The sequence below is a fragment of the Bacillus chungangensis genome (assembly GCF_030812995.1).
Classification (GTDB): domain Bacteria; phylum Bacillota; class Bacilli; order Bacillales; family Bacillaceae_C; genus Bacillus_CF; species Bacillus_CF chungangensis.
In genome coordinates this window covers 55827-79411 of the sequence record NZ_JAUSTT010000012.1, presented here as the reverse complement: position 1 = coordinate 79411, position 23585 = coordinate 55827, and the positions used below count along the sequence as shown (strand labels likewise).

Below are 23585 nucleotides of genomic sequence, written 5' to 3'. Positions count from 1 at the left end.
TAAAGTTAAAAATCCCTTGCTCTATTCAGCTTTTGGCAGATTCTTTATTTGTGTGTAGCTGTTGAATGAAATCCCGATATTCCTCAATATATCCTAACAAATCTTCTTTTAATTCCGAAAGCCAATCAGGATCGTCTGATGTGATAGTGAGATCTACAGATCGTAATAGCGATGCAAGCGATTCAAGGTTGTGCATTCTCATCAACCATTTTATCTCTTTTAACAGACCCATATCTAATTCTGTTTCTGTTTTATAACCGCTAATAAATGACTGAACAAACGGGTTTTCTAAATCAACATCGTATTCTGATAATTCTCGTAATGCGTAAGCAATGTCAGCTACATACCAATGCGTGCGACAATCATCAAAGTCTAGTACGCCAAAAGCATCCTTTTCCCAATTTAGATTATCTAATTCGAAATCATAATGGATCATACCGAAATGCTCATTTGAAACTTGCAACCCCTCTGCCCATTGGAAAACAAGTTCCAATTCGTTCTTTATATATGTTTCTTCATCCGCTAACATCGTTTTTGCAAATTGTAATCGATCTTTCCAGCTTGGCCGCCCATCACGATATTCCTCTGGCATCGTTTTGAAAATATGATGCAGTCTGCCTAACGTACTGCCCCATTTATAAAAATGATCCTTATCCAATTTCTCCATTTCAAATTGGTTGCCCTGAAGCGCTTCAAAAACAACTGCATAAAATGTTCCTAGCTCTGTTTCAATTGTCTCCACATATTTTTGATTTAAAGAAGGAACGGGCTGTGCAGTGCGTATAGGCTTATCACAAAGGTATCGTAATATTTCTGTTTCTGCTTCCACTGTTTTTAGGCTTCTTTCACAAGCTTCATTAAACCTTAAATAATAGTCTTTTCCTTCTTTTGAAAAGACAAAGACAAAGTTTGCACTAGATCGAAAATAATAAACAGAACCAGGATCATAACCCCATCGTTCCAATATTTTTTCTGCCAAAGGACTCCGCCAATTCTCGTCTACAGTGGCAACTACTTTTTTCATCGTACTTAGTCTCATCATAGGCATAACCTCTTCCATTATTAATGATTTCTCTTCCGTCGAGATATATGTTTTTCAAATTGTTGTTTCTTTTTGTCTAATCTTTTTAGTTCTCTTAATTGTTTTTTATAACTTTTTAATCGGTCTTCACTAATTAATTCATTTTGTATTGCTTTTTTCACTGCACAACCCGGTTCTTTTTCATGTTGACAATCATGAAATTTACATTCGATTGCTATGTTTTTAATATCCTGGAAGCTTTGTTCCAGTACTTCCTCATCTCCCCATAGTTGCACTTCTCTTAAACCAGGAGTGTCGATAATCATACAGCCTGCACTGTCAACCAATAGTTTTGTACTAGTTGTCGTATGTTTCCCTTTACCAGTAGCCATACTAATTGATTGTTTTCTTTGCTCTGCTTCTCCAAGCAAATAGTTTGTTATCGTTGATTTCCCTACTCCAGACGAACCAAGAAAAACAATCGTTTTCCCAGGTAATAAATATGGATTTAACGTATTCATGTTTATGTCATGTTCAACACTTATTGTAAGGATCGGTATATTTGCTGCTACCTTTCTTACTTGATGTACGAATGACTCAACATCATCACAAAGATCGATTTTGTTCAATATAATAACAGGTTTACATCCACTGTTATAGACTAAGGTGATAAATCTTTCGATCCTTCTGAGATCAAAATTTTGGTCTAACCCGCTAATGATAAAGCAGGTATCTATGTTAGAGGCAATAACTTGTTCCGCAGTCGTTCCTCCTTCAACGATTCCATTTTTCATTTTTCGTCCACCTGAAATCGGCAGCTTTCTTACAAAACTACTTTTTCTTGGCAACACAGCTTGAATGATTGCTTCATGACTATGCTCTACTTTTCTGAAAACGCACCAATCTCCTACTACTGGATAATGTTTTTTTAAATAGGCATCGTATCGAAATTTACCTGCTACTTTAGCAAATAACACCTGTCCTTCATCATTAACCTGGTAGCAATGACCTTGCTGCGCTATTATTTTTCCTGGAAGAAGTCCTTTTTCTTGATAAACCTGATAGTGTTCGTTAAAGAATTCATCCCATCCCATTAGTCGCTTTGATTCCATGAGTTCGCCTCCATTAAATTTCTTGCTACTTTACGATTGAACATCCAGTTTCGTTCACTCATGGAGCCAAAAAAATCCATTAATGGATTTGTTCATTCAAATGAAACCAACAGACATTTACTGAAGTAATTTCTATCCTCCCCCTCTAACTTTGATGAAGAAACCAAAGTTAGATATGCGATAAAAGAGTCAAATAGTTTATATGCCTGCTCCCACAATAAAAAAGCCGAGGCGTTTGTTGCCATGGCTTATTCACTGATAATGTTTATTTAAGCTCTAATTGAATGAGTGAGGGACAACGAAACGGCATGTTGTAAGATATATTTAACTTTTTTCCCATTAACTCACTCCCTTTCAAAATATAGTAGGTACATTATAGCATTATTTTGGAAAATAGTTCAATCCATTTATGATTCTTCCTATTAAAAATAGTATAAAAAAAGCATCATTTTTTTTGTAATGGAAAACATAAAAAAAAGTTTGCATAATAGAAATAGAAGGTGACAAAAAAATGGCAACCAGAAATCAACGCATTCTTGTTCCAGAAGCACGAGCAGCTTTAAACAAGCTGAAGGGAGAGGTAATGAAGAAAAAAGGATATAACGTAGATCAACATACTTCTCATTTAGCAAAATACGAAGTAGCGGAAGAAAAAGGAATTCCTTTGGACAAAAACTATAATGGAAATATTAAAGCAAAAGACGCAGGGAAAATCGGCGGAGAAATTGGCGGTTCGATGGTTTCTGAAATGATTGAAATGGCCAAAAAACAACTGAATGAACGAAGCAAACTAACCTAGATTTAGGTTAGTTTGCTTGCATCTCACCTCTATTTTTTTAATGTCAGTTCGTTTTCCGTTGCAGCAACGACTACAGCTGCGGAAGCATCACCAACAATATTAACAGTCGTTCTAAACATATCAAGAATCCGATCAATTCCAGCTATAAGGGCAATGCCCTCCAATGGCATCTGAACCGAGCTTAATACCATTGCCAGCATGATCATTCCAGCACCAGGGACGCCAGCAGTTCCAATGGAAGCTAAAATTGTCGTAAGCACAACTGTAACGAGCTGCATGAATGTTAACTCTAAGTTGAAGAATTGCGCGATAAAGATAACTGCAACACCTTGATATATTGCAGTACCATCCATATTTATCGTTGCGCCAAGAGGGAGAACGAAGCTGCTTATACGCTTAGACACACCTAAATTTTCTTGTGTATTTTTTATTGTTATAGGCAAGGTTCCTGCACTGCTGGCAGTACTAAAAGCCACTAATGCTGCAGGTGCAATACCTTTGAAGAAGAAAAAAGGCGACATCTTGCCAAAGGATTTTACTGCGATAGAATATACGAACAAAGAATGAGCAGCACATGCAATCCCAACCGCAATAATTACTTTTATTAAGGGCATTAATACGGATACACCATAATTGCCTACAATTGGAGCTACTAAACCTAATACACCGAGCGGCGCAAAGCGCATGATAATCCCTGTTATTTTATACATAACCTCTGCAAACCCTTCAAAAAATGGATAAATGAGCTCTGCTTTTTTTCCTGAAAATGTAATCGCTAAGCCAATAAAAAGTGCAAAAAAGATAATTTGTAAAATATTACCGTTTGCAAGTGCGGCAAATGGATTATCCGGTACAATTTGCAGAAGTGTTGCAATAATTCCCTCTGTTTCATTAATTTGTACTGGTGTTTTAGGAATGGCGATATCAATTCCATTTCCTGGAGAAATCAAATAAGCAAAACCAATACCGATGATGATTGCAATCGCTGTCGTCACCAAATAATAAACGATTGTTTTCATTCCAATTCTGCCTAAACGTTTTGGATCACCAGTGCTTGCAACACCAACCACTAAAGAGGCAAATATTAATGGTGCAATAATAAACTTAATCAAACGTAAAAATAAATCTCCAAGCGGCTGAAGCACTTTAATATCGGAACCAAAAACAATGCCTAGAATAATAGCCAATATAAAAGCAATGAAAATTTGTGTAAATAAACTAACTTTTCTTTTCATTTATATACCCCCTTTCTATTTTATTTTCTGTAAAAACGCATCCATATCATTAACTTTATTCACGTTTCTCATGGAATATGTGGTTTCTTTTTTCTATTTAATAAAGTAAAATTTTTAAATGATTAAGAGAAAAAAGACAAAAAAAAAGAGACAGATTTTAAAATAAATTTCGCCTCTTTTTTATCATAACATTTTTATTCATATTTAATCCGCGATAGGCCGATGCTGAAAAAGAGGATAGCAAATCCGAGCAAAACAGTAGATGGCATTAATATATCCATGTTTGCGGTATGAAGTCAGCAAGACGCTGCATAAAATCAGGCATGATTTCAATTGGCCAGTAGACACCAGCAAGCATACAAGTTGGAATAACAACAAATATTCCGAATGCTGATTGCTGTTCTGTTGTTTTGACAAAACTTGAAATGAGCAATCCTAACCCGACTAGACATAATATGAGAGCTGATGCGAGCAACAAAATTCCTCCCATGTTCCCCCAATGAACTTTGAATAATAACGAAGTCATTATCATTAATAAACCAAATTGAATGAAGCCAATTAGAAAAAAAGAGAAAAAATATCCGCTTAACACTTGTATTTTGGTCGTAGGCGTTGATAAGAGCCGATACCAAACTCCTACATTTTTAGCTTCTAAAATTGCTCCAGTTGTTGAGATCATCACAATCATTAAGAACATAATGGAAAAGCCAGCAGAGCTTTGGGATAATGCACTTAGCTTCGGCTTTGCGCTCTCTCCATTTATGCCTTGAAAAGTGAGCTTACTTTTTTTCGATTTTACCTCTCCCACAATTTTTTCGTACATCGACATCCAATCATCATTTCCGGTTTCTTCACTCCAGACCTTTGCTGCAGCAACTTGAACCTTCATTTTTGCGATTGCATGATTGATAATTGCAGAGATGGATTCTTCATTGGTAAAATTTGGTCCATGCTTAAATGATATAGCTGGTGCATTATTTTCTAAAAGATTATTGCCATATCCATTATTGATAATTACAACGCCTAGTACATGTTTGTCAGCTAGTAGTTTCTGAGCAGCTTTCCATAATGTTTTTTCACTTTTAAATAAAGAAATATTTTCAATATTTTTTACCAGTTCTTTAGACAACTGCGTTTCATCACGATCAACAATTGCCAGCTTTATCATTTCTCCGTCATAATCGTCCCTAAAAACAGTGCCAAATATAAAAGCAAATAAGATCGGCATAGCGAACATCACAATATAAATCGATCTATTTCGGAATACTCTTTTTATTTCAAATAAACAAAACGCTGCAATTTTATTCATATTCCTACCCCCTAACAGTTCGCAGCCGCAATGAACCTACACATAAACATAATCCGCCAAGACCTATTAAAAAGATAATTGGATAAACCAATGAATGCCAGTTTGAACCGCCCATTACTTTTGTAAAGCTTTGCAATGCCAATGCATTTGGCAGCATGAAAGCAAACTTCCTTAACAGTTCAGGAAATAAAGAAATTGGAATCATAGACCCGCCTAACAATGCTATGATTTGAACACCAAGCCCGCTGATGACATCTGCCGTTTTTTCATTCGTTATAAAAGCAGCAATCAACAGCGAAAAACCAGAAATCGCAATGACATAAGCAAAACCAATTGCCATTATTTGCAACATATTTTCACCCCAATGGACGCCTAGAATGAAATAGGTTGCCGTAACAAAGATGGCAAATTGAATGAGTGAAAAATAAACTGTTCCAAGACATTTTCCGAAGATAATATCTAACGTTTTTGTTGGCGTTGATCGCATTCTTGAAAATGTTCCAATTAAACGTTCATTTATGATTGATTTGACACCCATCATTGCAACAAATAATAAGAACATTGCCTCCATTGCTGCTGCATAATATTGCATTGAAGATACATGAATTTTCCCTAGTGGTTCTGCTTTCACATAGTTTTCTTGTATTTCCGCACTTTGAGAAATTGCTTTCATAATATCGTTGCTAATCTCTGGAAACAGTGAACCATTCGATGTAAACTCCGTCATCACAACATCCATTGAAGCAGTAATCGTTTCCGAATGCTCAATAAATGCTTCTAACATAGTGGCGACAAATAAATCTTGAAATCCATTTTTTTCACCTGTTAAAATAGAAACTGTTTTTAGCCCATCTTTTTTAATATTTTTACTCCACTCAGCTGGAATGAAAATACCGACATCCACAGCGTTATCAGCAACTTTTTTTTCTAATCGATCTTGGGAAGCAACTGTTTCTACCGAGATTACCTCACGAAAGGATTCTTGTGCCAGCAGTGCTTCAAACCTTTCCGCTAAAGGATCAGCTTGTTCAATAAATAGGCCTATTTTCATATTTGGCATAGAAATATTACTTCCAACGATATTTTGGAGCGCACCTCCTAAAATTGCTGTTAATATTAGTGGAAGAAGCAATAGCATCATAAATGCTTTCCGGTCTTTTAGGAGAGTATTGAAATCTTTAGCGGCAATCGATAAAATCTTCATTTTACATTCTCCTTCTAATCGCGTAATGAACGTCCGGTTAGTTGTAAAAACAAAGTTTCTAAGTTCGGTTCTTGAATATGAATCGACAAAATTGGAATTTCCTGTGCAACCGATAATGAGACAACTTTTCCAAGTACTTGTTGGCGATCAGTTATCATCAAATCAAGATCCCCTTCTTCTATCAATACTAATTTTTCAACACCTGGAATTGTTTTTAAAGCCTCTATGTATTGGTCTGTTGCATTTTCCACTTTTAGTTTTAAAACTGTCCCACCAGCAAGTCGATTTAAGATTTCCATTTTCGTGCCGATTACAATTAATTCGCCATTGTCGATAATGGCAATTTTTTCACACAAATATTCTACTTCCTCCATGTAATGACTTGTATAGATGATCGTCATTCCAGCTTGATTTAATTTCTTGACTGTTTCTAAAATATGGTTACGTGACTGAGGATCGATTCCTACGGTTGGTTCATCCATGATCAGCAGCTCTGGTTCATGCATCAGTGCAGCACCAATATTGATTCTTCGCTTCATCCCGCCAGAATACGTTTCTATTCTTTCTTTTGCCCGTTCTGACAGCCCAACCATCTTCAGTACTTCCGCCGCTCGCTTTTTAGCTTCGATTTTTTTTAAACCATACATTCTCCCCCAAAAAATTAAATTGTCATGTGCAGACATCGTTGGATAAAGTGCAATATCCTGTGGTACAACACCGATTTTCTTTTTAATCATCAGTAGATTTTTCCGAACTGACACGCCTCCAACTTCAACATCTCCCTGATCATAAGGAAGCAAACCGCACAACATTCCAATGAGTGTTGATTTGCCTGCGCCATTGGGTCCTAACAATCCAAATGCTTCTCCTTTACGTACATGAAAGGAAATATCCTGTATAACCTTTTTTTTATCATATTTTTTTGTGACATTTTGAACCTTTAACATTCTCTCACCTCTATCAATCAATTTGCTTGGCAACAGGCTGGCCAATTAGTGAAGCATCCTTCGTTGGGTTTTCTTTCAGTATGATACAGATTAAAATACGATTGTTATCTTGCTTCATATTTTTCATTGTATTGCTTTTCATTGCGATTGCCATCAAACGTCAGATAGATTTTCAGTGATGATCTCCTCACTCTTCGGTATATGCCAAAAGTAATGTCTGCTTACAAATAAAAAAATCAACGAAACAAGTGAATAATACTTGATTTCGTTGATAGATAAGTGTTTCTAACGGGAATATTTACTGCTGATTGTAACTTGAAATTTGATAGCGGACGGCAAAAATAGCAGCCTGTGTCCGATCACGGAGCGACAATTTTTGAATAATGTTAGATACGTGATTTTTAACTGTGCCCTCCGTAATATGAAATAATTGGGCAATTTCTTTGTTGCTGAGCCCATAGCCGAGCTGTTGTAATACCTCTAATTCTCGGGCAGTTAACAAATGAATGTCATTAGGAATCTTGCCGCATGAAACCTTATTTATTTCATGCTCTAAATGTTTGCTGCGTTTTAATTCGCTCAACATTTGTGTTGTCAACTCTGAAGGCAGCACAACCCCGCCTGCATGTACAGTGATAATTGATTGAACAATCGTATCAGTCGGCATATCTTTTAATAGGTAACCGCTGGCTCCTTCTTCTAATGCATCAAAAATAAGCTCACTATCTTTAAATGTTGTCAGCATCAATACTTTTGTTTCTGGCATATGTGTACGAATTCGTTTCGTTCCCTCTACTCCATCAACCCCTGGCATTCTAATATCCATTAATACGAGATCAGGCTTTAATTCCAGTGCTTTTTCCAAAGCTTGCTGGCCATCTTTTGCCGTTCCAATCACTTTAATTTCTGAGCGAAGATTTAATAAAGTCGCAAGCCCATCGCGCATTAACTGCTGGTCATCAACAATTATTATCTTAATCATGACAGCACCTCATTCGTATGCCATTTCATTCCTTTTAAAGGCAACCTCATCTTAATACAAAAGCCTTTATTTGCTTCACTTCCATATTGAATCGTTCCTCCATGTTCCAATACTCTTGCGCGCATATTCACCAATCCAAAGCCTGCTGTCACATTATTGCTGCCTTTGCCATTATCAATTATTTCTATCCTAACTTCGGTATCGCTTCTTTTTATGCTGATGTCACATTGTGTTCCATCACTATGGCGTTTCACATTTGTCAATGCTTCTTGCATCACTCTTTTGATCGTCGTTTGCAACGAATGAGGAACATTGGTGAGATCCCCTTCAATTGAAAGCGTAATGTGTAAACCGGTCATATTGGCAAAATCATTAAGCATTTGCTTTAATGCTTCTAAAAAAGTAAGTGAAAATTTCGTTTCAACTTGTAAGGTTCGGACAGACATCCTAATTTCTTCAAGAGAATCGCGTGTAAGCTTTTCAGCGTTTTGCAGTGCTTCTTTACATTGTTTTTCGTCTAGCTTCATCAGCTCTCGTGCAAGCTGAATTTGCACTAAAAGAGCAGTTATTTTATGTCCTACGCGATCATGAATTTCCCTTGCAATCCTATTTCGCTCTTGAATTGCCGTAAACTCCTCTACTTTTTCAGCATAGACACTTAACTGTTGATGAGCATCCTCCAGCACGTGATGAGAAGCAGTTAATTGCTCAAGTTGATCTTCAATTGTTTCACCAGCGAGCATTAGTTTTCGAATGAGGCTGCCAACAATTCCTCCAAATATGATAAAAGTTAAGCTTAATAGATTATAAATAAGAATCGAATGATTAAATATCACATAGACCTGATAATAACTGATCAAGGCCCAACTTACAGCAAAAGCTAGCGAAAAGAGCAATAAAACTATTTTGCGGCCGGTTTGTATAAAAATTGTCGTCGAAACGATGCCAAAAAAAATTAAGTACAAGCTGCTATCTACGATAAAAACAAATCCAAATGCGATACTAACGATTAAATCAATGGTGCAATATAATAATTCCAACTTGTTATTTTCTGTAGAGAAAGTCAAAATATGATTGATAATAAAGATAACAATAGCAATCGTAACAAACCAATATTTCCAGGATTCTTCTGGATTAATGATGAAAAAGTGAATAGTACTTATTAAAATAAACATCCCTATTCTCGATAATGTTAAAAATGCATATGAAATGTTAGACAAACATGCTCACTCATTTCTTAAAATGTTTCAGCATGAAACTTGATTTAAATAGAAGAGCTTAGTAGACAAAGATTGCTTAATTGCAAAACTTGGCACTAGCTTAAAATAATCATTAGGACGACGATAAACAACAAAATTCGTGGCAAAACCTAAGATTCGAACTTTATTTTCTAAATATTGAATGCCAAGATTCCTTCTAATTTTAAAGATAAATACCTTAATTCGGATAGTAAAAACGCTTATTCATAACATTACCTAAATTTGGATGATTACATCTAGATTCAAATTTTGAAGCTCTCACGATTTAAGTTGCAGTTTGTTAAAACAAATGTCAGTCTCATCTCATGATTGAAATCACAAGGTTCTCGGCTGAATAATAAATTCCGGCATTTAGCTTGTCAAACGAAAAGAGCGATTGCTAGGTTGTCTTTATAAAGTCATATCTGATCCTAACATAACCCTTTATTTTTCAGGAAACAGATAAGCAGAAAGGGTTGTTTTTGTGAATGCCTCTCTAATGCCATAGCATTGTAGAAAATAGTCGATCACTTCTTTTTTATTCAGTCCTAGCTCCATAAGGCCGTTTGCGATTGTGGTTAAATACGCTAACGAAGGAACCTTAAAAACCTCAGATCCTATGTCTTGATTTGAAGTGAAGGTAAGCATAGGCACACCATCTTTTTTCCCAAGATAAACCAATCGGCCATACCACCCAGCATTTATCGTTTGATGTCCATTTTGGAAGAGTTTATCAAAATCAATTACTACCGATTCACAATTGTTTTCTTGCGCAGTGACATCAATAAATTGCTCTTCTGTAATATAATACATACGGCCAATTGTCTTCGCTGATTTTTCTTTTTGGTGACCAATAAAAGCAACCCCTCCTTTTCCCCACTTGCTGCTATTCTTGGCAAAATATAATTGGTAAGGAAATGTAATTCTTTCATTTTTCTTTGGAAGGGTTTTATCACGACATCCTTTTTCAGGTTTTACAGCTCCGTCCGGCTTTCCGCCTTTTATATAACAATGAAATCGTTCCTCACATAAATTTGATCCATAGCTGACATACCAAATATACATCTTAGACCTCCATTTCATTTTCTTGAATGTTTTAAAGCTTAGCAACACGTCTCCTCCTTAAAATAAAGTGAAACTTCATGAATAGGGTTTTCTTTCATCCCCCACTGATAAGAAGTAGAACAAAGGATAAGATCGCAATGTCCTCGAAAAAAGAAAACCGCTTATTCTTCGTACGATGTATCACTGCCGAAGCTTTCCTTGTCCTGTCGGACGAACCAATCGGACATTGGACTTTCAGTTATCCCCCTCCTAAACTTCTTTGATTCCCCTTCTTGAGGGGGGGGCTCACTGCTAGTTAGATGTGGGATAAATTATCTAGTACTTAGCAAAGATATAACATATTGATTTTACATTATAAAACAGAATAAAAGGGCTGAGTTTTTCATTTTCATTGAGACGTTGATGCACAATAGATTAACTGAACCAAAAAGACTAAATAATTAGAAAATAATAAAAAATATCATTTTCACTTGGTTATTTTTATTATATGCCTTATAATCTATATAGATTTCTATTTCCTTTATAAGGTTTATCATCCAAAAGCAGAGAAAAAAGGAGAATAAAGGAGTGAACACAAAATTAGTTTATTCATTTAACTGGATTTCCGAAAAGAATTCTCCCACTTCTAAAAATGTGAAGGGCATAGCCCAATGAAAGTGGGAGATGAATTTTCGGTTGGCGTAAGCCAAAAGATTGTTCTATGATTAGTCTATACAATATGGAGTTTGATAGTGCTATAAAAAACCATGCTTGATTAAGTCTGTAACCATTTCTAAAACACCTAAAAATAAATATTTCGCTTCTGTATTAGTAAAAGAAAATCAACAATTACTTCCAAAACATGCAAATAAAAATTTGCTGAAACTCGCCATGTAGTTGGTATTTTCTTTAGGGGTAGGGACTACCCTTATAGCTTGGTAAATATAGATAGCTAACAAAAGTATCTAGTTCCCTAGAAGCTCCCACTTCAATCAGACCGCAAGGTCGATAAGTGGTGAGTAGTTCACTTAAAGCAAAGCCTTAAAAAAAGAGCAAGATCACAAAGAAAATATGAAATAATTAGTCTTTAACAAAGATATTTTAGGAGACCATCATGTTAAATATTTTTTACAGATTGCAACATAAAAGGTAGCAAGAATGGAATTTATCACGTTCCTGGAAGTACTTATTACAGCAGAACTAAAAATGTCGTTCGCTGGTTTTGTTCTCCAGAAGAAGCGGAGAGCGCTGGATATAAGGCTCCAAAGCGTTAGCAATTGCAATTCTATAAAAATATTAGAAAGCCTTCACCAATTTTTTTGGGAAGGCTTTCCTTTCTTAGGGAAAAGTTTCTTGACGAACGTTTAGAAACTGAGAGTGTATCGGAAATTAATGTAAATTTCCTCGTAAAAATGTTGGATACAATGAAGTTATGAATATTTTAACTTATATACTAAACTTTCAATCAATAGTTGGGAGATGTTTATCTTGGCTTTCCACATAAAGAAAATGACATTAGCTGATGCATGTGAAATCGTAGCTTAGAAATATGATGAACCCTATTCTTTCTATAATATTCAAGATCGTGACGAAGAACTGAAAGAATTATTAAATGGCTCCTACTATTCTGTTTTTGATAATAACAATCAGCTCATTGGGTTCTTTTGTTTTGGAAACAAGTGCCCAAGTTCAAGCTGGTCAGACATTAGGACTCTATGAGAAAAAAATATATTAAATATTGGATTTGGAATGAAGCCGTCACGTACTGGAAAGGGAACTGGACAATCCTTTGTTGAAGCTGGATTAGCTTTTGCAAATGAGGCATTTCACCCAAAAGAGATGAGATTAACTGTTGCAGTTTTCAACAAACGGGCCATTACTGTTTACAAAAGAGTTGGGTTTTCTATGCAGCATTCTTTTAAACATCATGGTGTTGATTTTATTACGATGACTTGTTCCTATTTGGGTAAAAATTAAAGTGAAACTTCCATCAGTGGGGCTTTTAACAATTATTAGGAAGCATTTGTGAACACGTCGTGACAAATAGTAGATCAAGCCGACATTTTATTGCTATTGTTATCAACAATATAGTTTAATAAAGGCATCACGATGAATGTTGGGGAGTGACAATATTGAAAACGGTTGTTGTGATTGGTGGAGGTATTACTGGCCTTTCAACAGTTTATTATTTAGAAAAAATCAAAAAAGCTTGTAACTTGCCTATTCGTTCCATATTAGTGGAAGAAAGTGCAACATTAGGTGGTAAAATTCAGACGACAAAAGCTGGCGGATTTATCATGGAGACAGGTGCTGACTCCATTGTCGCTCGAAAAAAAAATGTCTCTTCATTGCTTGATGAACTACACTTGCATAATGAAATTGCCTATAACGAAACTGGAAAATCATTTCTTTATTCAAATAAAGGATTGCAGCAAATTCCAGCAGACACTGTATTTGGAATCCCCACTAGCAAGGAAGCACTATTCTCCAGCGAACTGATTTCTGAAGCTGGAAAACTTGCTGCTTTGAAAGATTTTGAAACGGAGAATACGACATTTACTAAAGACAGCTCGGTTGGAGAGTTTCTGACATATTTTCTCGGTGAAGAAATCGTTGAGAAGCAAATTGGCCCTGTCTTATCAGGCGTTTATTCTGGAAAACTGAATGAATTAACGCTAGCTTCTACACTTCCATACCTTCTTGACTATAAAAATCAGTATGGGAGCATTATTCGTGGGTTATCCGAAAATCAACAACAATTTCAAACAAAAAATAACAAAAAATTCATTTCTTTTAAAAACGGCCTCTCTACACTGATCGATCGGATGGAAGAACAGTTAACAGATGCGATGATTTTAAAAGGCGTAAAAGCGACTGAGATTAGAAAGCTAGACAATCAATATATGATTTCATTTGACAATCATGAAAAAATGGAAGCAGATTTTGTTGTATTAAGTGTTCCCCACCAGGCTGCACAACAAATGCTCCAGGATGATGAATTGGATCATCATTTTCAACATTTCATCAGTGCTTCACTTATCAGTGTTTATTTAGGATTTGATATTCCTGATGAAAAACTGCCTAAAGATGGCACTGGATTTATCGTTCCTGGTAACAGCGGCCTACATTGTCATGCATGCACATGGATGAGCAGGAAATGGAAACATACATCAGAAAATCAACAGCTATTATTACGATTATTTTATAAAAGCACTGACCCAGTCCAGTATGAATACTTAAATAGCTTAAATAAAGATAAACTTATTCAAGTTGCATTAAAAGATGTTGAAAAAAGCATCGGAATCAAAGGTGAACCAATTACAGTAAATGTAACAAAATGGCAGAAACAAATGCCTACTTATAACCTAAAACACCAAGAAACAGTCAACAAATTAAACGCAGCCTTAACAAAGAAATATCCAAATATTCTTCTTGCTGGATGTTCTTATTATGGCGTTGGCATCGCAGACTGTATGACAAACGGGAAAAATATCGCTCACCTATTGAAAGAAAGAATAATGAACAACAATTAAAGTGAAACCTCCATCAGTGGGGGTTTCTCCATCCCCCACTGGATAAAGAATAAAAAAAGAACTCGAAAAAGAAAATAAGCGATTACGTGAAATAGAAAATGAAAAACTACTGAATACTTTCGGGAGTTATAATCCTTATTCTACTAATGGCCATTTAACGGAATAAAATTTTAAGTAGCAGGTATAATCTGATTAATAAGTGAAAGGAGATTCTAACATGGGGTTAGTCATGGCAATTGCGCCTGTTGTAATAGTGGGAGGAATTGTAGTATATGTCATTGAAAGGCTTAAACATAAATATAACCAAGGCGACCTAGGTAAGAAAAAATCAAAAGGCGCTCAAAATTTATTAGATAGTTTAATACCAATGGGAATGCTTTTTGGTTGTGCTATCGGTGTAATTTATGGCATGTTTTCCCTTACCTCTCTAGTATTTACAGTTAGTTTAGGAGCTGGAATAGGCTTTTTATTTGGATTTTTTGCTTATGAAATTTATAGCAAGAAAGGAAACAATTATTCATAAATGGCTATCTTCCAGAAACGGGTGTGTTAGTGAAAATAGAAAACAATCGGACCACAACATTTTAGACATATCTAAAATGTTGTGGCGCTTTTAATATCAAATGTTACACTTACCTAACCTAAAGATAAACATAACTAATATGTTAACGTCCTTTTTAAAACTCAATATTCATCCCCTAATCAATTAACATATTTTAATTTAATTATGTACACCAAAACAAGCATTTTTTTTAGAAAACCATACACATATTTTAAGGAAAGCCAGTTAGGGGGTATATAATTGGAAAATATGATTACTGTTTTAATAACCTTTTATAATCCTGGTAAATATATAATTGATGCCGTAAACAGTATTTTTAATCAAACGTATTCAGATTGGAGAATTTTACTCGTAGATGATGCTTCAACTGACAACAGTACAGATCTCATCCAATCTTATCTTCAAGATTCCCGAGTTACTCTAATTCGCCATTCTATTAACCAAGGACACGCAAAAAGTTTAAATACAGGGTTGCAGCAAATGAATACACCTTTTTTTGTTCAGCTAGACGCTGATGATTGGTTTTATCCAAATACTCTAGAAACATTAATGAGAGAAGCTGTGCAACAACCAGAAGATGTTGCTGTATTAAGCGGAAATATGAAAGTTTGCTGGGAAGATGCTTTTGGAAATGCAACCCAGTCTTATATGATGAAAGGAAGATCATTTTCTGATCCTTATGATTTTATCCAGGCTAATACCTCTGTTTGGCCTAGATGTTATCGTACATCTATTTTAAAAGAAATTGGTGGATGGCCAACTGATGTTCCCTACGAAGGAAGGTATGTAGAAGATATGAGTATTCTTTTTCGTTTGATAGTAGATTATCGTTTCCACTGGATAGATGAATTAATGCTATACCATCGAAGACATGAAACCAACAATACTAATGATAAAAATGAAATTGCCATCACACTGCGGTGCATAATTGAAGAAACGTTGAAAAGTTGGGGAGATATTTATAAACCTATATTCCACTACGATAGTGGATATTTATCTTTAGCAGGACTACAACCTAATTCTGCTAAACATTGAATACTGCTCAAGCTGTCGAGAAAACCTCGGTAGCCTTTTAAAAACTACTGTTAAAATTAATGCTCGCATTTGCTTTTAATCACTTAACATATGATAAACATTGTACTAATCTCTTTGAAGATGCTATATATGCTACTACACCCACCCTTTCATCTTAAATAGACTATCGTTCTAATAACGATGAATGTTGTTTCGCAAGTAAAGATTTTCCTCTCCTCTTTTTGATAAGCGTTTTTTTATGTAATTATCGCTGTTGAAGCTTTCCCATTCTGTAAGCATGAAAAGGATATTTGATTTTAATCATCAACTACAAGACAAAAGGGATTTGCCTCTAGATAGATAGTGGGTATATTTAATGAAAGCCCGCTATGAAAAGCCGGGCTCAACCTTTTTTTGATCAAACATTAACAAATGCTTCCTCCTTGGACAACAATCTTCCCCGCTTTAATCACTGTGTCAGTATGATTCATGCCATAATGATACGCTAACTGCATATAGTTCGGTACATCCATGATTACAATATCAGCTTTTTTCCCTACTTCTAAACTGCCTATTTCTTTGCTGCGGTTAATGGCATGGGCTGCATTAATTGTTGCTGCTGTAATTGCTTCTGCAGGAGTCATCCCCATTTTCATACATGCTAAGTTCATGATAAATGGCAAGGACGTTGTTGGTGAGGAACCTGGATTGCAATCCGTCGAAAGCGCTACTGGCACTCCCATATCGATCATTTTTCTGCCTTTTGCTGATTCAGCCATAAGGAAGAAAGCTGTTCCTGGCAGGAGGACACCAATAACCCCTGCTTGAGCCATTGCTAGCATCCCTTTATCTGAAGCTCTTAATAGGTGGTCGGCAGAAATAGCGCCAACTTCTGCTGCCAGCTCAGCACCTTCATATGGTTCAATTTCATCTGCATGAATCTTAGGAATGAGTCCATATTGTTTCCCTGCTTCTAAAATTCTTCGTGATTGTTCAGGAGTAAAAACACCGCGTTCACAAAATACATCATTGAATTCTGCAAGCTTCTCTTCCACTACTTTTGGTATCATTTCTGTCACTACTAAATCTACAAACGCATCAGGATTTTCTTTATACTGCGCAGGAATCGCATGTGCTCCCATAAAAGTGCTAACGATGTCAATGACATGGGTTTCATTTAATCGTTTTGCTACTTCTAATTGTTTTTTCTCCGTTTCCCAATCTAAACCATAACCGCTTTTTGCCTCAACGGTAGTAACGCCATGTTTAAGAAAAGAATCAAGCCGTTTCATACTTTCTGCAAAAAGCTGTTCGTGGGAGGCTTCTCTTGTTTTAGAAGTTGTTGCATGGATGCCGCCGCCATTATTCATAATTTCCATATAGGTAGCGCCATTCAAGCGCATATTAAACTCGTTTTCGCGACTGCCGGCATACACGATATGTGTATGGGGATCAACAAGGCCGGGAAGGACAATCTTTCCTGCTGCATCAACGATCATTGCCGATTCTAGTTTAGCTCTGTATTTCACTTTCAATTCTTCAGCTGTACCAATCGCTGCAATTTTTCCAGCTTCTATCCAAACACTTCCATTGTTTAAAATATGCAGTTCATTCATCCCTGCTTTCGTTAAAGGGGCATCTGAACTTCCTTTTAATGTAATTAACTCATTAGCGTTTTTGATGAAAATAGGTTTATCATTCATTGTATCACTCACTCCTTCTCTGCAAACGATACCTTACTATTCACCTTTTAGCATTGGAATGTGTACGCCTTTTTCTTTCGCCGTTTTGATTGCTAAGTCGTATCCCGCATCAGCATGACGTACGACTCCCATCCCCGGATCAGTTGTCAGCACCCGTTCCAGCCGCTTTTCTGCTGCTTTCGTTCCGTCTGCAACAATAACCATTCCAGCGTGAAGTGAATACCCCATTCCAACACCACCCCCATGATGTACGGATACCCAGCTGGCGCCTCCTACTGCATTAATGAGTGCATTTAAAATCGGCCAATCAGCTACCGCATCACTGCCATCTTTCATTGCTTCCGTCTCGCGGTTAGGAGACGCAACGGAACCAGAATCAAGGTGATCGCGGCCAATGACAATCGGCGCCTTCAATTCGCCGCTTGCAACCATATCATTCATGATCTTGCCAAACTTTGCCCGCTCCCCGTAGCCAAGCCAGCAAATTCGAGATGGCAGGCCTTGAAATTGAATTTTTGCTTGTGCCATTTTAATCCATTTACAGAGTGCTTGATTATCTTTAAATTCTCGTAAAATCACTTCGTCCGTTTTATAAATATCTTCTGGGTCGCCACTTAACGCGACCCAGCGAAAAGGACCCTTTCCTTCGCAAAATTGCGGCCTAATATAAGCAGGGACAAAACCAGGGATATCAAAAGCATTGGCAACCCCTTCATCCTTTGCAACTTGACGAATGTTATTGCCGTAATCAAATGTGATTGCACCCTTTTGCTGCATCGTGAGCATTGCTTCTACATGTACTGCTATACTTTGCTTTGCTCTTCTCGTATAGTCATCAGGCTGTTCTTTTCGAAGTCGTTCAGCTTCTTCAAGGCTACATCCACTCGGAAGATATCCATTTAATGGGTCATGTGCGGATGTTTGATCTGTTAGCACATCAGGGATAAAACCAATCTTAAGCATCTTCGGCAATATATCCGCTGCATTTCCAACTAAACCGATCGAAAGTGCCTCACCTGCTGTTTTAGCAGCCTTCGCTAGCTGTAATGCCTCCTCTAAGGAGTCTGTTTTCCTATCTAAATAACGGGTTTCTATTCTGCGATCGATTTTTGATTCGTCAACTTCTACTGCAATACATACACCTTCAGCCATTGTCACCGCAAGCGGCTGTGCACCGCCCATCCCACCAAGTCCTGCTGTCAACGTGATCGTACCTTTTAAAGTACCGCTAAAATGCTGGCGTGCCAATTCAGCAAAAGTTTCGTATGTTCCTTGAACAATTCCTTGACTACCAATATAAATCCAGCTTCCTGCTGTCATCTGTCCGTACATCATTAACCCTTTTTTATCTAATGCATGAAAAGTATCCCAATTCGCCCAAGCAGGAACGAGATTTGAATTGGCAATAAGTACACGCGGGGCATCCTCATGTGTTTTGAAAACAGCAACAGGCTTGCCCGATTGAATAAGCAATGTTTCATCTGTTTCCAAATTGTGCAAAGTATTTATAATTGTTTCAAAGCTTCCCCAGTTTCTAGCTGCTTTTCCTATCCCGCCATAAACGACGAGCTCATCTGGCTTTTCCGCTACCTCTGGATTTAAATTATTCATTAACATACGCAATGCTGCTTCTTGAACCCACCCTTTTGTATGTAGCTCAGAACCAGTATACTTTTTAACGCTTGATGTATCCGCTTTCATCATTTTACCTCCTAATGCGCTTGTTTTCTCTATACATGTATTATAAAAGCTCCGTCAGCGTCAAAGTATAATGATTTTATTGAATTATTTATACTTTTTATATATAAAAATAATTTTTTTATGTTTTGTTCATTTTTTTTATACTATTTTTATTTTATTTATCATTCGTTTTACTGTAATTGAGATGAACGATACTGTCTGGGAGCTTGTCCTGTATAATGATGAAAGATACGGGAAAAATATTGTTGATTTTGAAATCCGGTTAAAGCAGCAATTTCCTTTATTGACAGGTCTGTTTCTACAAGGAGCTTTTGTGCTTCTTTCACTCTAATTTCATTCAGCTTTTGACGAAATTTTTTTCCTACTTTTTTAGCGAAAAGTTGACTAAAGTAAGATGGATTTCGATCAACTAGCTTTGCTAACGTTTGCAGATCGATTTGTTTATTCCAATAATTTGTTTCTATAAAACGGAGACTTTTTTCTATGATGTCAAATGAATACGCATAGTGTGCTTGTTGAACCGCATCGATTATTTTCGATGTAAAATCGATTAATTGTTGCACAATCCGGTAAATCAATGATCCATATAAAATCGCCTCAAACATTTGTAAGTAAGCGTCTTCATATTCTTGGTGATGATCTAGATGATATGTTTTCATGTGGCGGCGCAGCTGAGCAAGAATACTCGTTAACCGAATTCTTAACAGACTTGGGTCTGGATATGGATCACGAAATTGTAAAAATTCACGATATAGCCAAGATCTTATCTCTTTTTTATCTCCCTCATTTAAGAAACTAATCCATAATCGTTGTTCTTGAGGGGTTAAAAAAGGGTCGATAAACTTCCATTGCAACGGTTTTGAAAAGAACAGTACACTTTTATAGCCAACAAAGAAAGTGATATCAACCATTTTCTTTGTTTCTGTATATTGTTGATGAAGTGATTTTCCTGCATGGTGATTGCCATTAATCATGATAGACAACGATGTTTGTTCTATTTCATGCCAATCACTTAATAGTTTTTTGCATGTTTGATCAATTTGGTGCTCTTCAGTCTTTTTAAAAATCGCTATAATCATTTCCTCTAATAGGATCAATATAGGCTTATGTAGAAAATGATATTGCTGCAAAAATATGTATAATGATGGCAATACCTCTCGCTTTTCTGGTTTAAAAGCGCTCAATACCTGTGGAACGAAGGAATGAGACGATGGTAAAAACAATTTTTCATAAGGCGCTTCATTTTTTTCCTTTTTACTTTCTGTCGGCAGAAGTGCATCTCCAGTTTCCCAATCTTTCAAAAACATTTGCACACTTTTCATTAAATCTTGTGGTGGAAATGGTTTCACAAACAGTTTTTTGACGCCTAAATGAATGGCTTTCTGTGCCGCTTCAAAAGTTGGTTCTACTGTTAAAGCGATGATCGTTGGCTTCATAATTTTCACTGCTTTAAAAAATGATTCAGACTGTTTGTCAGAAAAAAAATCCATTTCAACGATTAGAAGGGATGGCCCTAATTGCTCCATCAGCTGGCATGCCGCAGTTAGATCCACAGCTGCTTCGGCTTTTATGTTCGGAAATGATGATCCTAATAGCCATTGAATGCCCTTTGCATCAAATGCATCGCGACTAGCGATCAGTACTTTATACAAATGTTTTCAACTCCTTTTTACACGGTGCAGTAGAAACTTTTCATACATTACTGCTATTATCTGGGACATGTTCAACATTGTAAAGGATGAGGGGTAAAAATAATTTAGCAGGTTTTTGGTGTATAATATAAAATAGAAAGAAAGGAGAGGAGAAGAAGATGGTCATTAAACCACATATGTCACCAAAAGAAATCGTAGAAAATTGGCAAGAAACAGCTAGCTTGTTTCGAGAAAACAATATCCCGATCACGGAAAAACCATTACAACAACTGTTGACTGGTGAAACATTGACTGCCTTCTTAATTAAATTAAATGCTGTGTCAGGGAAATCAAACTCCACCGCTATGGATATTGACTGAAAAACTTTATAGCTTTTTATCATAGCATGAAGATTTCTTTATTTAGCAGCCAAGTAATTAATTTTTTTACAATTATGTGTTTGAAAACAGGCTTGCTTTTTAAGAATTTTGAAACAAGCCTGCTCCTCTTTTTGCTACAAGCACTTCCACACTCTAAAAACGCAACCACTTTTTTTCAGATGCTTATGTAATAGCGTCTCTAATATTGAGAATTGTTCAAAAATAGATAGCGAATAACTACTTGAACAATCGAATACTCCGATTTCTAATGCTAACTTCCCTTTTGCAGTGTTTTCTCTCACCACAAATAGAATCATATTTAGCTATATACATCATTGGAAATTCTCGAATTATTAAACATATCTAAGATAAGAGTGAGAAACATCTCTCTTTTCAACGATCATACCTGAAAAAATGGAACATCTAAAATTTTTTCGATTAGCCGTTCCGTATTTAAAAAAGCGGGCATCTAATAAAAGAGATCATTTCTTATGGGCTGCATGTAGAACTTTTTCTCGTTTTTCTCTTGCTTTAAACTAAATAGTCATTTCAACAGCTTGTCTCGATCTTATTTTTACTATTATGTAATGAAAGGAAGGACAAACATGAAGTTGGATCAAACACTAAGAAAATTTGTCGATCCTTTGCCGATTCCAAAAACGTTAAAACCTAAATATAAGGATGACCAGAAAACATATTATGAAGTGAGAATGACTGAATGCTATCAAAAACTGCATCGTGATTTAAGGCCAACGCGATTATGGGGATATGAGGGGCGTTTCCCTGGGCCAACGATTGAAGCCGAGAAGAATGAGCTTGTCCAAATCAAATGGATAAATGAATTGCCTAAAAAACATTTTTTGCCAATCGATCATACACTTCATGGAGGAGAGCATGCTCCTGAAGTCCGAACAGTAGTCCATATTCACGGGGCGAAAACACCTCCTGAAAGCGATGGTTATCCTGAAGCATGGTTTTCTTATCGATTTCAGGAAACTGGGCCAACCTTTCAACACGAAATATATGAATATCCGAACAAACAAGAAGCAGCAACTTTGTGGTATCATGACCACGCAATTGGTATTACACGCTTAAACGTCTACGCAGGTCTTGCAGGATTTTACCTCATTCATGATTATACAGAAAAGTGTTTAAACTTGCCTTCTGGAAAGTATGATATCCCATTACTAATTCAAGATCGGTCCTTTAACAGAGATGGATCTTTGTTCTATCCAGAACAGCCGACACCTGCTACTAGAGACACTCCTAATCCATCCGTTGTTCCATTTTTTGCAGGCGATTTTATTTTAGCAAACGGGAAAATTTGGCCTTATTTAGAAGTTGAGCCCCGTAAATATCGCTTTCGTTTGTTAAACGGCTCTAATAGCCGCAATTACACCTTTACACTAGATGATGAAGAATCTTTTTATCAACTTGGAACTGACAGCGGCTTGTTGGAAAAGCCAGTAAAACTCAATCAGATCACTTTGGCACCTGCAGAGCGCGCAGACATAATCATCGATTTTTCTGCCCATGCTGGGAAAAAAATCATTTTACGCAATAGTAGTCCACCAGTTAATGAAAATACGGAACTCGTCATGCAATTTACAGTATCACTTCCACTTTCAGATAAGAAAGACCATTCTCTCCCAAAAAGACTCGCGAGAAAATCATTGGCCATCGACCAGCCAGTTAAAGGCTTGCGGTATATGACTCTAGATACAGAGCAAGACCAATATGGCAGACCCTTGTTTTTACTAAGTAACAAATCATGGTCAGATCCTGTTTCTGATCATCCGAGATTAGGGGATGCCGAAATTTGGTCGTTTTTAAATGTAATGAACTTTCCTCATCCTATTCATATCCATTTAGTCGATTTTCTCGTACTTGATCGTAGACCATTCGATGTAGAACGATTTAAAGAAACTGGCACAATCTTCTTTACTGGCCCTGCTTCTTCACCATTTATATATGAACGGGGGCGAAAAGATACTGTATTAGCGACACCAGGAGAGATAACGCGAATTAAAGCGGTGTTTGAACCTTACCATGGCCGCTATGTCTGGCATTGCCATATTCTCGAACATGAAGATTATGACATGATGCGTCCGTTTGATGTGCTAAAATAAAAACATTTGTAATGGAGTACCGTTGTACACTTCCCTGCTGC

20 protein-coding genes and 1 pseudogene are annotated in these 23585 nt (G+C 36.5%); 8 read left to right on the top strand and 13 right to left on the bottom strand.

The window, feature by feature from the left end; all coding sequences use genetic code 11:
• Nucleotides 1-25: 25 nt before the first annotated feature.
• Together J2S08_RS11200 and rsgA are read right to left on the bottom strand one after the other, a co-directional pair.
• Nucleotides 26-1042, bottom strand: a complete 1017-nt coding sequence (locus tag J2S08_RS11200) for a phosphotransferase enzyme family protein (protein ID WP_307229538.1) — start codon at nucleotides 1040-1042, stop codon at nucleotides 26-28.
• A 20-nt stretch (nucleotides 1043-1062) separates the two neighbouring features.
• On the bottom strand, nucleotides 1063-2133 hold the full coding sequence (gene rsgA / locus J2S08_RS11195; RefSeq protein ID WP_307229536.1) for a ribosome small subunit-dependent GTPase A: 1071 nt from the start codon (nucleotides 2131-2133) through the stop codon (nucleotides 1063-1065).
• A 511-nt stretch (nucleotides 2134-2644) separates the two neighbouring features.
• Here rsgA and J2S08_RS11190 point away from each other — a divergent pair.
• Nucleotides 2645-2932 carry an alpha/beta-type small acid-soluble spore protein gene (locus J2S08_RS11190; RefSeq protein ID WP_307229534.1) on the top strand — a complete coding sequence of 96 codons (288 nt, stop codon included), beginning with the start codon at nucleotides 2645-2647 and terminating at the stop codon, nucleotides 2930-2932.
• A 29-nt stretch (nucleotides 2933-2961) separates the two neighbouring features.
• On the opposite strand, the gene J2S08_RS11185 is transcribed toward J2S08_RS11190, so the two are convergent.
• The 8 genes from J2S08_RS11185 to J2S08_RS11150 form a co-directional block, all read right to left on the bottom strand.
• Nucleotides 2962-4167, bottom strand: a complete 1206-nt coding sequence (locus J2S08_RS11185; RefSeq protein ID WP_307229532.1) for a dicarboxylate/amino acid:cation symporter — start codon at nucleotides 4165-4167, stop codon at nucleotides 2962-2964.
• Nucleotides 4168-4435: 268 nt separating this feature from the next.
• Nucleotides 4436-5476, bottom strand: coding sequence for an ABC transporter permease (locus J2S08_RS11180; RefSeq protein WP_307229530.1), 1041 nt, complete (start codon nucleotides 5474-5476; stop codon nucleotides 4436-4438).
• Nucleotides 5477-5480: 4 nt separating this feature from the next.
• Nucleotides 5481-6680, bottom strand: coding sequence for an ABC transporter permease (locus J2S08_RS11175; protein WP_307229528.1), 1200 nt, complete (start codon nucleotides 6678-6680; stop codon nucleotides 5481-5483).
• Between the two features lie 14 nt (nucleotides 6681-6694).
• Nucleotides 6695-7627 (bottom strand): ABC transporter ATP-binding protein, encoded by a 933-nt coding sequence (locus J2S08_RS11170; RefSeq protein WP_307229526.1) that lies wholly within the window; start codon nucleotides 7625-7627, stop codon nucleotides 6695-6697.
• 13 nt (nucleotides 7628-7640) lie between these two features.
• A complete protein-coding gene (locus J2S08_RS11165) occupies nucleotides 7641-7769 on the bottom strand; it encodes a hypothetical protein (RefSeq protein WP_307229524.1) in 129 nt (42 codons plus the stop codon).
• A 156-nt stretch (nucleotides 7770-7925) separates the two neighbouring features.
• Nucleotides 7926-8609, bottom strand: a complete 684-nt coding sequence (locus J2S08_RS11160; protein ID WP_307229522.1) for a response regulator — start codon at nucleotides 8607-8609, stop codon at nucleotides 7926-7928.
• Nucleotides 8606-9829: a sensor histidine kinase gene (locus J2S08_RS11155; RefSeq protein WP_307229520.1), complete on the bottom strand. Its 1224-nt coding sequence runs from the start codon at nucleotides 9827-9829 to the stop codon at nucleotides 8606-8608. The genes J2S08_RS11160 and J2S08_RS11155 overlap by 4 nt, the downstream gene beginning before the upstream one ends.
• A gap of 462 nt (nucleotides 9830-10291) precedes the next feature.
• Nucleotides 10292-10912, bottom strand: a complete 621-nt coding sequence (locus tag J2S08_RS11150) for a hypothetical protein (protein WP_307229519.1) — start codon at nucleotides 10910-10912, stop codon at nucleotides 10292-10294.
• Nucleotides 10913-12027: 1115 nt separating this feature from the next.
• On the opposite strand from J2S08_RS11150, the pseudogene J2S08_RS11145 reads away from it, so the two are divergent.
• The 5 genes and pseudogenes from J2S08_RS11145 to J2S08_RS11125 all read left to right on the top strand — a co-directional run.
• Nucleotides 12028-12165 (top strand): annotated as a pseudogene (locus J2S08_RS11145) (sunset domain-containing protein); the annotation flags it as partial.
• 454 nt (nucleotides 12166-12619) lie between these two features.
• Entirely contained in the window at nucleotides 12620-12868 is a 249-nt protein-coding gene (locus tag J2S08_RS11140; protein ID WP_307229608.1) for a GNAT family N-acetyltransferase, read from the top strand.
• A gap of 155 nt (nucleotides 12869-13023) precedes the next feature.
• On the top strand, nucleotides 13024-14424 hold the full coding sequence (locus J2S08_RS11135; RefSeq protein ID WP_307229517.1) for a protoporphyrinogen oxidase: 1401 nt from the start codon (nucleotides 13024-13026) through the stop codon (nucleotides 14422-14424).
• 217 nt (nucleotides 14425-14641) lie between these two features.
• On the top strand, nucleotides 14642-14947 hold the full coding sequence (locus J2S08_RS11130; RefSeq protein ID WP_307229515.1) for a hypothetical protein: 306 nt from the start codon (nucleotides 14642-14644) through the stop codon (nucleotides 14945-14947).
• Nucleotides 14948-15235: 288 nt separating this feature from the next.
• On the top strand, nucleotides 15236-16021 hold the full coding sequence (locus J2S08_RS11125) for a glycosyltransferase family 2 protein (RefSeq protein ID WP_307229606.1): 786 nt from the start codon (nucleotides 15236-15238) through the stop codon (nucleotides 16019-16021).
• Nucleotides 16022-16425: 404 nt separating this feature from the next.
• Here the strand turns inward: J2S08_RS11125 and hutI are convergent, their stop codons facing one another.
• The 3 genes from hutI to J2S08_RS11110 all read right to left on the bottom strand — a co-directional run bounded on the left by hutI (nucleotide 16426) and on the right by J2S08_RS11110 (nucleotide 21056).
• On the bottom strand, nucleotides 16426-17703 hold the full coding sequence (gene hutI, locus J2S08_RS11120) for an imidazolonepropionase (RefSeq protein WP_307229512.1): 1278 nt from the start codon (nucleotides 17701-17703) through the stop codon (nucleotides 16426-16428).
• A 36-nt stretch (nucleotides 17704-17739) separates the two neighbouring features.
• A complete protein-coding gene (gene hutU / locus J2S08_RS11115; RefSeq protein ID WP_370875672.1) occupies nucleotides 17740-19404 on the bottom strand; it encodes a urocanate hydratase in 1665 nt (554 codons plus the stop codon).
• 170 nt (nucleotides 19405-19574) lie between these two features.
• Nucleotides 19575-21056, bottom strand: a complete 1482-nt coding sequence (locus J2S08_RS11110) for a helix-turn-helix domain-containing protein (protein WP_307229509.1) — start codon at nucleotides 21054-21056, stop codon at nucleotides 19575-19577.
• Between the two features lie 158 nt (nucleotides 21057-21214).
• On the opposite strand from J2S08_RS11110, the gene J2S08_RS11105 reads away from it, so the two are divergent.
• Nucleotides 21215-21415, top strand: coding sequence for a LysM peptidoglycan-binding domain-containing protein (locus J2S08_RS11105; protein ID WP_307229507.1), 201 nt, complete (start codon nucleotides 21215-21217; stop codon nucleotides 21413-21415).
• 605 nt (nucleotides 21416-22020) lie between these two features.
• The gene (locus J2S08_RS11100; RefSeq protein WP_307229504.1) at nucleotides 22021-23544 is read left to right on the top strand and encodes a multicopper oxidase family protein; all 1524 of its coding nucleotides are present in this window, start codon (nucleotides 22021-22023) and stop codon (nucleotides 23542-23544) included.
• Nucleotides 23545-23585 lie beyond the last annotated feature (41 nt).